The following is a 12,891-nucleotide window of genomic DNA, read 5'->3' on the forward strand; positions in this document are numbered from 1 at the left end:
GAGAGCAACATGAGTCGGGCACCGGATACCTGGATTCTCACCGCCGACTGCCCGAGCATGCTCGGCACCGTCGACGTGGTGACGCGTTACCTCTTCGAGCAGCGCTGCTACGTCACCGAGCACCACTCCTTCGATGACCGGCAGTCGGGGCGCTTTTTCATCCGCGTCGAGTTCCGCCAGCCGGACGATTTTGACGAGGTCGGTTTCCGTGCCGGCCTCGCCGAGCGCGGTGATGCGTTTGGCATGGCGTTCGAGCTGACCGCACCGAATCACCGCCCCAAGGTGGTGATCATGGTGTCCAAGGCCGACCACTGCCTGAACGACCTGCTGTACCGCCAGCGCATTGGTCAGTTGGCGATGGACGTGGTCGCGGTGATCTCTAATCACCCCGATCTCGAGCCATTGGCGCATTGGCACAAGATTCCCTATTACCACTTCGCCCTCGACCCCAACGACAAGGCCGGGCAAGAGCGCAAGGTGCTGCAGGTGATCGAAGAGACCGGCGCCGAGCTGGTTATCCTTGCCCGCTACATGCAGGTGCTGTCGCCTGAACTGTGCCGGCGTCTGGATGGCTGGGCGATCAATATCCATCACTCATTGTTGCCGGGGTTCAAGGGCGCCAAGCCTTATCACCAGGCGTACAACAAGGGTGTGAAGATGGTGGGTGCCACGGCGCATTACATCAACAACGACCTCGATGAAGGGCCGATCATCGCCCAGGGCGTCGAGGTGGTGGACCACAGCCATTACCCCGAGGACCTGATTGCCAAGGGGCGAGACATCGAATGCCTGACCCTGGCGCGGGCGGTCGGGTATCACATCGAGCGGCGGGTGTTTCTCAACGCCAACCGTACTGTCGTTCTCTGAACAATTCTGGGGCTGCTGCGCAGCCCTTTCGCGACACAAGGCCGCTCCTACAGGCGCCTGTAGGAGCGGCCTTGTGTCGCGAAAGGGCCGCAAAGCGGCCCCCGCTTTTGGCCTGCCGTAAAAAGGCATCCCCCTGTCGTTTTCAGTCAGTGCCTCGCGCTCCATCAAGCCCACAATTCCCTGCATTCCAGCAACACATGTCGCCCATGGACGGCGGCGCTTCAACCAACGCTGCATAAATACAAATCAAGCGAGGTAAGAGCATGTCTGGCAATCGTGGAGTGGTGTACCTGGGCGCTGGCAAGGTCGAGGTGCAGAAGATCGACTACCCGAAGATGCAGGACCCGCGCGGCAAGAAGATCGAGCACGGCGTCATCCTCAAGGTGGTCTCCACCAACATCTGTGGCTCCGACCAGCACATGGTCCGCGGCCGCACCACTGCCCAGGTCGGCCTGGTCCTGGGCCACGAAATCACCGGTGAAATCGTCGAGATGGGGCGTGACGTCGAACGCCTGAAAATCGGCGACCTGGTGTCGGTGCCGTTCAACGTCGCCTGCGGCCGCTGCCGCTCCTGCAAAGAGATGCACACCGGTGTCTGCCTCACCGTCAACCCGGCTCGCGCCGGCGGTGCCTACGGTTATGTCGACATGGGCGACTGGACCGGCGGCCAGGCCGAATACGTGCTGGTACCGTATGCCGACTTCAACCTGCTGAAACTGCCGGATCGCGACAAGGCCATGGAGAAGATCCGTGACCTGACCTGTCTGTCCGACATCCTGCCAACCGGCTACCACGGTGCCGTGACTGCTGGCGTAGGCCCAGGCAGTACCGTTTACGTCGCAGGTGCTGGCCCGGTCGGCCTGGCTGCCGCCGCCTCCGCCCGCCTGCTGGGCGCTGCCTGCGTCATCGTCGGTGACCTCAACCCATTGCGCCTGGCACACGCCAAGTCCCAGGGCTTCGAAGTGGTCGACCTGTCCAAGGACACCCCGCTGCACGAGCAGATCATCGATATCCTCGGTGAGCCTGAAGTGGATTGCGCCGTCGATGCCGTAGGCTTCGAAGCCCGTGGCCATGGTCATGAAGGCGCCAAGCACGAGGCCCCGGCTACCGTGCTGAACTCGCTGATGCAGGTGACCCGCGTTGCCGGCAACATCGGTATTCCTGGCCTGTACGTGACCGAAGACCCGGGCGCGGTGGATGCTGCCGCCAAGATCGGCGCGCTGAGCATCCGCTTTGGCCTGGGCTGGGCGAAGTCGCACAGCTTCCACACCGGCCAGACCCCGACCATGAAATACAACCGCCAATTGATGCAGGCGATCATGTGGGATCGCATCAATATCGCCGAGGTCGTAGGCGTGCAGGTCATCAGCCTGGATCAGGCGCCGGAAGGGTATGGCGAGTTCGATGCCGGGGTGCCGAAGAAGTTTGTGATTGATCCGCACAAGACGTTTAGTGCGGCTTGACGTGTAGGGCGCCAGATTTTCCAGCGCTGTTCAGATCGAGCGCCGCCCGCGCGGCGCTCGATCATAGTAGGGCGGTATGCGTTTCAAAGCTGGGGTCCATTAAGCGCTCTTCGTATGCCGTTATTGATGCGTTGCATCTCATCCTCGGAATCCGAGCCGGAAAGTGATGAGTCGCGCGAAGGTGACCTGGTTCTCTGCGCGGAGCGGAAACGTCGTTCGATGTTGATGTCATCGACGAGGTTAGCTGCTGCAGCATCGCGGCGGGCAAAACGTGTTAGCTCAATATCTGGACGTTTGACAAGTAGCTCGCGGGAATGCCCAAGATTTGGGCCGAGCGTGCGATTGAGTGCGGACTCTATTAGGCTTTCAGCATCCGGCTGAGCCAGCGAGCTTTTTATTTTTTTCAGGGCTGGTTCAGTCATGCTGTGAATGTGCTTATTGGTTCTGGAAAGCGCAGCAGCGCTCGGCAGATCAAGGTGGGTAATAATTCTTGAAAATACGTCAGGTTCATTTATGTCTGTCAGAGAACGAGTAGGCGTTGGTCGTGGTCTCCGGGTGGGCAAAGCAAGTCTCGGACTTTGGCGCTTCATATGGCCAGTGGGATCTGAGCTATTTATTGGATCGCCCTCGCAGTAGCAGTAGGCATTTACCCCTGCCGGCCCGAACGGGCTCCAGCTGTCTGGCGACAGGAAACGATGAAGCGTTGGGGAGTAGGCCCGATACCCATTGCCTAACAAGTAAGCGTGGGCGGGCATAATCAGTTGGCCATTAAAGCCAAGCAACGTCAGTGATGAAGGTAACCCAGGATCATGACCATACGCAGAAAAGTCGTGTTCCTCTTCGTCGTTATCGGCTTGTACCGCGAGGACAGATCCCTTGTCATCAGTAACCAACAGCCCGGTGCCATAAGCTTCGCCCGCTTGCACTTCGGCCAGGGGCATCTCGGCATGGCGTAAGATGGCGCGTTGCTGGTTGCCCTGTTTTACGGTGACGAGCTTCCCGTTTTGGTAGAAGAAAAGTGAGCTGTTCGCTGATCGACTCATCAATTGATCCCTCTGGCGTCAGGTTTTCTACGGATGGCGGCGTGAAGTTTGATATTGATCACTGCCCGTGTCATCAGTCGTCCAGCCCTCTCCGTACGCGCGTGGCTTCCAGGTTTGAACTGCTGAGTTTCTGAAAATACCCTAATACTGTTTTCGTCTGTTCTTGTTGGTTTTTTATGTACTGGGCATATTGGGCTTTAGAGTTTCCTTGTCTTTCTAGTGCGGTGACGTATAAGTGATCGGTTTTCTGAATGGTGTCGAATTTGCGCAAGTCGTCAATGTCTAGAATTACTGATTGTTTTGTCTTGTTTGTAAGGTTGGTTATTGTGTTAAGTTGTTTTGATGCTTTGGTGTCGAGGGCCTGTAAGCTGCTGACGACTTTTTCCGGGATAATGAGGGTATGGGAGCTCGGTTTGCGCGGGTCGAAGTCATAGTTCTGGACCGTCCTTCCTGTGAGTATCTCATGTTTCGTGAATGTTGATTTCTGAACGTTTTTGTTGAATTTTTTTGCAGTAATCGAAAGTAGGGATTTATTGGTTCTTAAGAAGTTGGGGATGCCAACGTGCCCGCTCGGGTCCGAAAAGTTTATGGGGTCCCCGGAGCAGTAGGTATACATATTCATGCCGCCGCTTTGAAACGGACTCAGACTGTCTGGGGAATAAAACCGCATCAACTCGGGGCTGTAAAGGCGGTATCCATTCCCGAGCATATAGTGCCCTTGGCCTGTCGGATGCTGGCCGTTAAATCTCACTACGGATAACGCGCTAGCGTCGTCGGCGCTGTGCCCATAAGCCGTATAGGCCAGTGGTTCTGCTGCGCTACTTATGCATAGCACTGAGCCGCTATCGTTTGTACACAGCAGGGCAGCGCTTGCTGCCAAGTCGGTGTCACGTTCCGCCAGTGATACTTCGCCGGTACGAAAGATGGTGTGCCGTTGTCCTCCTTGGTTGACGGTGGTGAGCTTTCCGTTTTGGTAGAAAAACTGACGAGTGTCCGGCTGACGTTTCATTAGACTCCCCTTTTAGCGATGACTGGTGTTGATCGGCACTGCGGGAGATAGTGGTCAGTATAGAGATCGCCGGCTACTGGCAAAAATGATAGGTATGCAGAAACTGCCCACCTAGCGATGGGTAACTTCCTACATACTCGTTGAGGTAGTAGGAAATACCCTACGCATTCTGTCGACCGCCGTCTGATTGCCCCTGGAATCCTCACCCTCTAGCCTGTTCGAGTCGCTGAATGGTTCAGCGATCGGGCGTGGAAACCCGGCAAGATGCATGGCTGTTGTCGATATGGCGGCTGTACGCGGGAGGTCTTCGGGCCTGCCGGGTTAACCATGCACCGGTCTTTCCACCCCGTGTACAGCTGTCACCCTAATGTGTGGAAACGGACGGGTGGCACTTCACACTGCATGGTGTTTTGATGAAAAAAATAGTCCCCGATCCACCTCGCCTCAAACTGTTCAACACCCTCTATTCCTCCATCCACCCCGAACTGATCCCACCCGAGGCTTTGGCGGTCGCCAGCGAGATGCTGCTGGGTATTTCGGAAGTCGTCGGCGAGTATTGCCGCGCGCATACCGGCGAGCCGGGCGTGTACATGCTCACCAATGCCGTGCATAGCGCCGATACCGCACATGCGTTGATCGAGCATGCGCTTGAGCGCATGTGAAGGTTTGGGGGGCAATACGATGAGTGAAGACACACACGCAAACATGACCGTTGGCGTCGAGACGTTCTGCGAGGCCGGTGACAAGCCTTGCCATATTTTCCGGGTGATGCCGGGCGTGCCGTTCGAGCACGCCTATGAACAGGTGTCGGTGCTGCTGGGGTACATCAAGCACCTGGTGCGCGAAGGTGATATGGAGGATGACCACAAGCTGCTCGGTGCGGCGGATTACCTGAGTGCGTTTGCCAAGGCAATCATGGATGACATCGAAATTGCCCGGAACAGGGTGCGTTGATTACCTGAGGCTGGCAGTCAGGCTGCTGGGGCCGCTTTGCGGCCCTTTCGCGACACGAGGCCGCTCCTGCGGCTGAACGGGGGGCTGATGCGGGTCTGCCCGATGCGCGGCCCGGAACAAACCTCTGAACACTCAGTCGAATGCCTCGTTTCCCAGGCCATTCCGGCCTACGAGGTCCCCCCGATGAAAGCATTCACCCTGGCAACCCTGATGACCCTGGCCGCAAGCCCGGTGTTCGCCTTCAACCTCAGCGATGCCGCCAATGCTGTGTCGGCCGTGCAAAACCAGAATCAGCAAGCCCAGGTGCAGGCGCCTGAGGCGCAGGCCAATCTGCTCAACACCCTGGGCAGCGAACTTAACATCACCCCGGAACAGGCCGTGGGCGGGGCAGGGGCGATGCTGGGGCTGGCGCGCAACAACCTGAGCAGTGACGACTACGGTCAGCTGACCCAGGCTGTGCCGGGGCTGGACTTGCTGTCTGGCGCCGCCATGCTGGGCGGGTTGAGTGGGCTGGGCGAAATGCTGGGCAAGAACAGCCAAAACCAGTCGGCATTGAGCAATGCATTGGGTAACAACGTTGAGAACCGCAGCGACCTGGACAATGCCTTCAAGGCGCTGGGTATGGATACGGGCATGATCGGGCAGTTCGCGCCGTTGATTTTGCAGTACCTGGGCCAGCAGGGGATTGCCGGTTCATTGCTGCAGAATCTGGGCAGCCTGTGGACTACCCCGGCGCCTTTGGCTCAGCCGTCGGTGTGAGGGCCTTATAGGGCCGCGGTCAGCCCATCTCCCCGCGCAACTGCTCGATCCGCTGGTCCTTCTCAACCCACAGCTGATTCACCCAGGCCTGTACTGCCTGGCGGAACGCCGGATCATTCTCGTAATCCCCTGCCCATAGGGCAGGGTCAAGCTCTCGCACCTGAATGTCGATGATCACCCGGCTGATGCTGCCGTTGAGCAGGTCCCAAAACCCCGGAGCCTTGTTGCCGGGGTAAACGATGGTCACGTCCAGCAGCGCATCCAGCTGCTCGCCCAGCGCCGCCAGCACGAACGCCACGCCGCCGGCCTTGGGCTTGAGCAGGTAACGGTATGGCGACTGCTGTGCCTGGCGTTTGGCCTCGGTGAAGCGGGTGCCTTCCAGGTAGTTGACCACAGTCACCGGCTGGCGCTTGAACAGCTCGCAGGCGGCTTTAGTGATTTCCAGGTCCTTGCCCTTGAGCTCGGGGTGCTTCTCCAGAAACGCCTTGCTGTAGCGCTTCATGAACGGGTAATCCAGGCCCCACCAGGCCAGCCCCAGCAGCGGTACCCAGATCAGCTCCTTCTTGAGGAAAAACTTGAAGAACGGCGTGCGGCGGTTGAGGCTTTCGATCAGTGCAGGGATGTCTACCCAGGTCTGGTGGTTGCTCACGGCCAGGTAGGAGGTGTCCTTGCGCAGGCTCTCGACGCCGCGGATGTCCCATTGGGTAGGGATGCACAGGGCGAAAATGGCCTTGTCGATTTCCGACCAGGCTTCAGCGACCCACATTACGGCAGCGGAGGCATAATCACGCCACCGGCCCGGCAGCACCAGTTTGAGCAGGGCGAAGACCAGCAGCGGGCAGATCAGCACCACGGTGTTGAGCAGCAGCAGGATGGTCGTAAGAATGCCGGTCAGCAGGCGACGCATAGGGAAACTCTTGTTGTGGGATTTGAACGGGCGGCAATGATAAGCAGCGCCGCAGCCTACGCCAAATGTCCAATGCCCAGCGGCGCGGACAAATGTTTCACATTATGTTGTTTACCCTTGTGACAGCGAACCTATCCTGCTTGCACAGTCTAAGCACTGACCCCTTTCAAGGAAGCCTGCCTGTGAAACCAATGCTAGCCCTGTTGTCGCTGTTGGCGCTGCCGGTAATGGCCGCAGAACCTACGCTTTACGGCCGTTATGAGAACATCTCCCTGCCTGAACTCGGCGAAACCCTGAAGGCCAAGATGGACACCGGGGCCTACACCGCTTCGCTGTCGGCCAAGGACATCGAGCGCTTCACGCGCGATGGCGAGGATTGGGTGCGCTTCCGCCTGGCGACCAAGGAGTCCGACGGCAAGGTGTACGAGCATAAGGTTTCGCGCATCAGCAAGATCAAGAACCGCGCCGACGAAGACGATGAAGGCGATGCGCCCGAGCTTTCGCGCAGGCCGGTAATCGACCTTGAGTTGTGCCTGGGGGATGAGAAACGCACCGTGGAAGTGAACCTGGTCGACCGCAGCAGCTTCAACTATCCGTTGCTGGTGGGGGCCAAGGCGTTGCGCGAGTTCAAGGCTGCGGTAAACCCGGCCAAACGTTTCACTGCGGGCAAGCCTGACTGCTGATCCGAAGGGCGACGCGCTCTTCATGTAGGAGCGGCCTTGTGTCGCGAAGGGGCGCGCAGCGGCCCCAAAATATCCACAGCAGCACAGATATTGGGGCCGCTGCGCGCCCCTTCGCGACACAAGGCCGCTCCTACAGAGGATTGCGTCTTCATTGAAACTTGCCTATATGTCCAGCTTCGCCCTCAGCAAGGCCGGATGCCATGCCCCACATTCTCATCGTCGAAGACGAAGCCGCCATCGCCGATACCCTGATCTACGCCCTGCAGGCCGAGGGCCACAGCACCGCGTGGGTGACCCTGGGCACCGCGGCCCTGGAGCAGCAGCGCCAGCGGCCGGCCGACCTGGTGATCCTCGACATCGGGCTGCCCGACATCAGTGGTTTTGACACCTGCCGCCAGCTCCGCCGGTTCACCGAGGTGCCGGTCATGTTCCTCAGCGCCCGGGACGGTGAAATCGACCGGGTGGTAGGCCTGGAAATAGGCGCCGACGACTACGTGGTCAAACCCTTCAGCCCGCGGGAAGTGGCGGCTCGGGTGCGGGCGATCCTCAAGCGCATGGCGCCACGGGCCGAGCCACCCGCCGAAACGGCAGTGTTCCAGCTCGACACCCTGCGCATGCTGATCAGCTACCGCAGCCAGCCGCTGAGCCTGACCCGCCACGAATTCCGTTTGCTGCAATGCCTGCTGGAGCAACCGCAGCGTGTATTCAGCCGCGAACAGTTGCTCGATGCGCTGGGAGTGGCCTCCGACGTGGGTTACGAGCGCACCATCGACAGCCATATCAAGAGCCTGCGCGCCAAGCTGCGGCAGGTGGCTGCCCATGCCGAACCGATCCAGACCCACCGTGGGCTGGGTTACAGCTACAGCCCGGAACACGCCTGATGCGCCTGGGCATTCGGATCTTTCTGGTGTACTTCCTGTTCGTCGGCTTGGCGGGTTACTTCCTGCTCAATACGGTGCGCGAGCAGATTCGCCCCGTGGTACGCCAGTCTTCCGAGGAAACCCTGGTAGACACTGCCAACCTGCTGGCCGAGATCCTTCACGATGACGTCAAGGCCGGCACCCTTGCCCAGAGCCGCCTGCCTGAGGTGCTCAAGGCGTATGGCTTGCGCAGCCCCGGCGCGCAGATCTGGGGCCTGGCCAAAAACCAGGTCAGCCACCGCATCTACGTTACCGATGCCCAAGGCATCGTGCTGCTCGATTCCAGCGGCCAGGACCTGGGCAAGGACTATTCGCGCTGGAACGACGTGTACCTGACGCTGCGCGGCCAATACGGTGCCCGTTCCACCCGCAGCGTCGAAGAGGATGAAAGCACCTCGGTGATGCACGTGGCCGCGCCGATCGTTGACCAGGGCAAGGTTATCGGCGTGGTCACCGTGGCCAAGCCCAACAGTTCACTGCAGCCGTACATCGACCGTTCCGAACAGCGTTTGCTTGGCCTGGGGTTGGGGCTGATCGGCATGGGCCTGTTGGTCGGCGCCGCGCTGTCCTGGTGGCTGGCCCGCTCCCTGCGCAGGCTGGCCCGCTATGCGCAGGCGGTCAGCGAAGGCCAGCGCGCTGCGCTGCCTTACTACAAGGGCGGTGAGCTGGCGCACCTGGCCAATGCGGTGGAGCGCATGCGCACACAGCTTGAGGGCAAGGCGTATGTCGAACGCTACGTGCATACCCTGACCCACGAGTTGAAGAGCCCTTTGGCGGCTATCCGCGGTGCGTCTGAATTGCTCCAGGGTGATATGCCGGCCGAGCAGCGGGCGCGTTTTGCCGGCAACATCGAGCGCGAAAGCGAGCGGCTGCAGCAGATGATCGAGCGGTTGCTCAACCTGGCGCGGGTCGAGCAGATGCAGGCGCTGGAAGATGAGCAGCAGGTTGCCTTGGCGGCGTTGGTCGATGAGCTGCTGCTGGCGCATGCCGCACGCATCGACGCAAGCGGCTTGCAGGTGCGCCAGCGGGTGCCGGCGGGGTTGTGGCTGCTGTGCGATCCGTTTCTCATGCGCCAGGCACTGGCCAACCTGCTCGACAATGCGCTGGATTTCACCCCGCCGGGCGGCGCGCTGCTGTTCGAGCTGGAGCGCGATGGCGAGCGTGTGGCGCTGAGCCTGTTCAATCAGGGGGAGGCGATACCCGCCTACGCCATCGGCCGGGTTGCCGAGCGTTTCTATTCGCTGCCGCGGCCGGGGAGTGGGCGCAAGAGTACCGGGCTGGGGCTGAACTTCGTGGCCGAGGTGATGCAACTGCATGGCGGGGCGCTGGCGGTGAACAACGTCGATGGCGGGGTACGCGTCAGGCTTTGGCTGCCGGAGCGGCGCATCAGCTGAGGTTGTCGGGGCCGCTGCGTTGCCCCAAAAAACACCGAATCTCCACACAATCTCCCCAAGGCCTCCACGCAGGGCGCAGACACTGCGCCCACTGCCACAGGAGGCCCCATGAACAAGACCCTCGGTTTCAAGCTCGGCACCATTGCCCTGCTGATTTTGCTGTTGCTGATTCCCCTGTTGATGATCGACAACCTGATCGACGAGCGCCAGAACCTGCGCGACGGTGTGTTGCACGACATCGCCCGTAGCGCCAGTTTTGACCAGCAGATCAGTGGCCCGCTGCTGGTGGTGCCGTACCGCAAGGTGCAGCGCCGCTGGATCGACAAGGACGGCCAGAGCGTGCAGGAAACCAGCACTATCGCCGGCCACTTGTACTTCCTCCCGGAAACCTTCGATGCAGACCTAGGGGTGGACACCGAACTGCGTAAGCGGGGTATCTACCAGGCGCGGCTGTTCCATGCCCAAGGGCGTCTTTCGGGGCGTTTCCAGCTGCCGGAGCGCTGGGGCATCGACAAGGACTTCGATGACTACCGCTTCGACAAGCCGTTTCTGGTGGTTGGCATCAGCGACATCCGCGGCATTGAAAATGCCCTGGAACTCAACATCGATAACCAGCGCCTGGCGTTTGAAGCCGGTACCGGGCTGGACTGGCTGCGCAGTGGCGTGCACGTCGCGCTGCCGCAACTGGATGGCCAGCAGGCCCGCGGGTTCAACTACGGTTTCGATCTGGCACTGCAAGGCACCGGGCAACTGCACCTGTTGCCAGTGGGCCGCACCAGCAGCGTGGACATGCGCGCCAACTGGCCGCACCCCAGCTTCGTTGGCAGTTACCTGCCCAACCGCCGCGAAATCGACGACAAAGGCTTCAGCGCGCACTGGCAGACGTCATTCTTCGCCACCAACCTCGAAGATGCCCTGCGCCAATGTGCCAGCGGCGGACAGTGTGCGGAGTTCAGCGAGCGGACCTTCGGGGTAAGCTTCATCGACCCGGTGGACCAATACCTCAAGAGTGAGCGGGCGATCAAATACGCGTTGTTGTTCATCGCCCTGACCTTTGCCGGTTTCTTCCTGTTCGAGGTGCTGAAGAACCTCAGTGTGCACCCGGTGCAGTACATCCTGGTGGGGGTGGCCCTGGCGTTCTTCTACCTGCTGCTGCTTTCGTTGTCCGAACACATCGGGTTTGGCCTGGCATATGGCCTGTCGGCCTCGGCCTGCGTGTTGCTGCTCGGCTTCTACCTGAGCCACGTATTGCGCAGCCTGGTGCGTGGGGTGGGTTTTGCGGCGGGGTTGGCGGTGTTGTACGCGATGCTCTATGGGCTGCTCAGTGCCGAGGACTATGCGCTGTTGATGGGGTCGCTGCTGTGCTTTGGCTTGCTGGGTGTGTTCATGGTGCTGACCCGTCGCCTGGACTGGGCGCGGGTGGGGAGGGCGGCATGAGGGAGGACAGAGAGATCGGGCGGTGGCTGGCTCGCAGGATTGGGCAGTTGTTTCCTGTGATACCCCGCTGAGGCCGAGGGTTGCCTTGCGGCCCAATCGCCGGGAAGCCGGCTCCCTCCTTGTGGGGACCGGCTTGCCGGCGATTGCGGTGTATCAGGTGTCGGGTGCTGTGGCGACCATCGACGGCCGCTTGGCCACCTCGGCATACCACGCTGCCAACCCGGGCTGACGCTCACGCCAGCCAAAACCAGGCTGACGCAGGTCCAGGTACCCAAGCGCACAGGCCACGCCAATTGCGGCCAGATCAAAGCCGGATATCAGCTCTGCCAGGTGCTCCTGCTCCAGGTTGGCCAGGCTGCGGCGGATTTTCTCGCTCTGCGCTTCAAGCCAGCCGTCCCAGCGCTTGTCCTCAGGCCGCAGGACGCTCTCATAGCGGCTGGAAACCGCCGCATCCATGATCGCATCCGCCTGCGATACCAGCGTCATGCGCCGCCAGCGTGCCGAGCCCTCGCGCGGCAGCAACGGCAGGCCGACATGCTGCAGGTCGAGGTATTCGCAGATGACCCGGCTGTCATGCAGCACAGTGCCGTCTTCCAGGCGCAGGGCCGGGATCTTGCCGATCGGGTTGCCGTGGTTGAGTTGGTCGTCGCCGCTGACCGGGGTGATGTTCACCCCCTGCAGCGCAACACGCTCAAGCTGCCCGGTCTCGTGCAGCACGACCATCACCTTGCGCACGAATGGCGACAGCGGTGAGTGGAACAGGGTCATTGTGCTCATGGCTCAGTTGCCTTGCAGGCTGGGTGGCAGGCACACGCCGGTGCCGCCGATACCGCAGTAGCCGTCCGGGTTCTTGGCCAGGTACTGCTGGTGGTAGGCCTCGGCGAAGTACACGGTCGGCGCCTGGTCGATTTCGGTGGTGATCTCGCCGTAACCGGCTTTGTTCAGCTCGGCCTGGAAGGCGTCGCGGCTGGCGTTGGCTTCTTCGAGCTGTTGTGGCGAGGTGCAGTAGATGGCCGAGCGGTACTGGGTGCCGACGTCGTTGCCCTGGCGCATGCCCTGGGTCGGGTTGTGCAGTTCCCAGAACATCGCCAGCAACTCGCGGTAGCTGACCTTGTCCTTGTCGAACACCACGAGTACCACTTCAGTGTGGCCGGTCAGGCCCGAGCAGACTTCTTCGTAGGTGGGGTTCGGGGTGAAGCCGCCCGCATAGCCGACCACGGTGCTGACCACGCCTTCACGCTGCCAGAAGCGGCGCTCGGCGCCCCAGAAGCAACCCAGGCCGAAGATGGCGAAGTCGATGCTGCCTTCAAAGAACGGGCCGAGCAGTGGGGTGTCTTTGAATACGTAGTGGAACTCGGGCAGGGACATTGGCGTTTCGCGGCCAGGCAGGGCCTGCTCCGCGGTTGGCATGACGTTTTTGTTCACCAGGATTTCCGAACGCAGGACCATGGCCGT

At 60.7% G+C, this 12,891-nt stretch carries 14 protein-coding genes; 9 read left to right on the forward strand and 5 right to left on the reverse strand.

The window, feature by feature from the left end:
- Positions 1-9 precede the first annotated feature (9 nt).
- Both purU and fdhA read left to right on the forward strand, forming a co-directional pair.
- On the forward strand, positions 10-867 hold the full coding sequence (purU, locus tag EGJ09_RS19745; RefSeq protein WP_125924597.1) for a formyltetrahydrofolate deformylase: 858 nt from the start codon (positions 10-12) through the stop codon (positions 865-867).
- A gap of 263 nt (positions 868-1,130) precedes the next feature.
- Positions 1,131-2,330 (forward strand): formaldehyde dehydrogenase, glutathione-independent, encoded by a 1,200-nt coding sequence (gene fdhA, locus EGJ09_RS19750; protein WP_008095899.1) that lies wholly within the window; start codon positions 1,131-1,133, stop codon positions 2,328-2,330.
- Positions 2,331-2,413: 83 nt separating this feature from the next.
- Here fdhA and EGJ09_RS19755 read toward each other — a convergent pair whose 3' ends face one another.
- Together EGJ09_RS19755 and EGJ09_RS19760 are read right to left on the reverse strand one after the other, a co-directional pair.
- The gene (locus EGJ09_RS19755; RefSeq protein ID WP_125924598.1) at positions 2,414-3,373 is read right to left on the reverse strand and encodes an RHS repeat-associated core domain-containing protein; all 960 of its coding nucleotides are present in this window, start codon (positions 3,371-3,373) and stop codon (positions 2,414-2,416) included.
- A 73-nt stretch (positions 3,374-3,446) separates the two neighbouring features.
- Positions 3,447-4,382, reverse strand: coding sequence for an RHS repeat-associated core domain-containing protein (locus EGJ09_RS19760; protein ID WP_125924599.1), 936 nt, complete (start codon positions 4,380-4,382; stop codon positions 3,447-3,449).
- Positions 4,383-4,795: 413 nt separating this feature from the next.
- On the opposite strand from EGJ09_RS19760, the gene EGJ09_RS19765 reads away from it, so the two are divergent.
- From EGJ09_RS19765 to EGJ09_RS19775, 3 genes are all read left to right on the forward strand, one after another.
- On the forward strand, positions 4,796-5,044 hold the full coding sequence (locus EGJ09_RS19765; protein WP_012316634.1) for a hypothetical protein: 249 nt from the start codon (positions 4,796-4,798) through the stop codon (positions 5,042-5,044).
- A 19-nt stretch (positions 5,045-5,063) separates the two neighbouring features.
- Positions 5,064-5,336: a DUF3077 domain-containing protein gene (locus tag EGJ09_RS19770; protein WP_012316633.1), complete on the forward strand. Its 273-nt coding sequence runs from the start codon at positions 5,064-5,066 to the stop codon at positions 5,334-5,336.
- 183 nt (positions 5,337-5,519) lie between these two features.
- Positions 5,520-6,095, forward strand: coding sequence for a DUF2780 domain-containing protein (locus EGJ09_RS19775; RefSeq protein WP_115273077.1), 576 nt, complete (start codon positions 5,520-5,522; stop codon positions 6,093-6,095).
- A gap of 19 nt (positions 6,096-6,114) precedes the next feature.
- Here EGJ09_RS19775 and EGJ09_RS19780 read toward each other — a convergent pair whose 3' ends face one another.
- Positions 6,115-7,002, reverse strand: a complete 888-nt coding sequence (locus EGJ09_RS19780) for an acyltransferase (RefSeq protein WP_115273076.1) — start codon at positions 7,000-7,002, stop codon at positions 6,115-6,117.
- Between the two features lie 182 nt (positions 7,003-7,184).
- Here EGJ09_RS19780 and EGJ09_RS19785 point away from each other — a divergent pair, with 182 nt between their 5' ends.
- The 4 genes from EGJ09_RS19785 to creD all read left to right on the forward strand — a co-directional run bounded on the left by EGJ09_RS19785 (position 7,185) and on the right by creD (position 11,436).
- Entirely contained in the window at positions 7,185-7,685 is a 501-nt protein-coding gene (locus EGJ09_RS19785) for an ATP-dependent zinc protease (protein ID WP_012316630.1), read from the forward strand.
- Between the two features lie 200 nt (positions 7,686-7,885).
- A complete protein-coding gene (creB, locus tag EGJ09_RS19790; protein WP_125924600.1) occupies positions 7,886-8,566 on the forward strand; it encodes a two-component system response regulator CreB in 681 nt (226 codons plus the stop codon).
- A complete protein-coding gene (gene creC / locus EGJ09_RS19795) occupies positions 8,566-9,999 on the forward strand; it encodes a two-component system sensor histidine kinase CreC (protein ID WP_115273074.1) in 1,434 nt (477 codons plus the stop codon). The genes creB and creC overlap by 1 nt, the downstream gene beginning before the upstream one ends.
- A gap of 108 nt (positions 10,000-10,107) precedes the next feature.
- The gene (gene creD / locus EGJ09_RS19800) at positions 10,108-11,436 is read left to right on the forward strand and encodes a cell envelope integrity protein CreD (RefSeq protein ID WP_125924601.1); all 1,329 of its coding nucleotides are present in this window, start codon (positions 10,108-10,110) and stop codon (positions 11,434-11,436) included.
- 153 nt (positions 11,437-11,589) lie between these two features.
- Here creD and EGJ09_RS19805 read toward each other — a convergent pair whose 3' ends face one another.
- Both EGJ09_RS19805 and msrA read right to left on the reverse strand, forming a co-directional pair.
- Complete coding sequence (locus EGJ09_RS19805) at positions 11,590-12,213, reverse strand: glutathione S-transferase (RefSeq protein WP_046787524.1); 624 nt, start codon at positions 12,211-12,213, stop codon at positions 11,590-11,592.
- Between the two features lie 3 nt (positions 12,214-12,216).
- Entirely contained in the window at positions 12,217-12,885 is a 669-nt protein-coding gene (msrA, locus tag EGJ09_RS19810) for a peptide-methionine (S)-S-oxide reductase MsrA (protein ID WP_046787525.1), read from the reverse strand.
- Between the last annotated feature and the right edge of the window lie 6 nt (positions 12,886-12,891).

It is taken from the genome of Pseudomonas sp. p106 (genome assembly GCF_003936645.1).
GTDB classification, from domain to species: Bacteria; Pseudomonadota; Gammaproteobacteria; order Pseudomonadales; family Pseudomonadaceae; genus Aquipseudomonas; species Aquipseudomonas putida_E.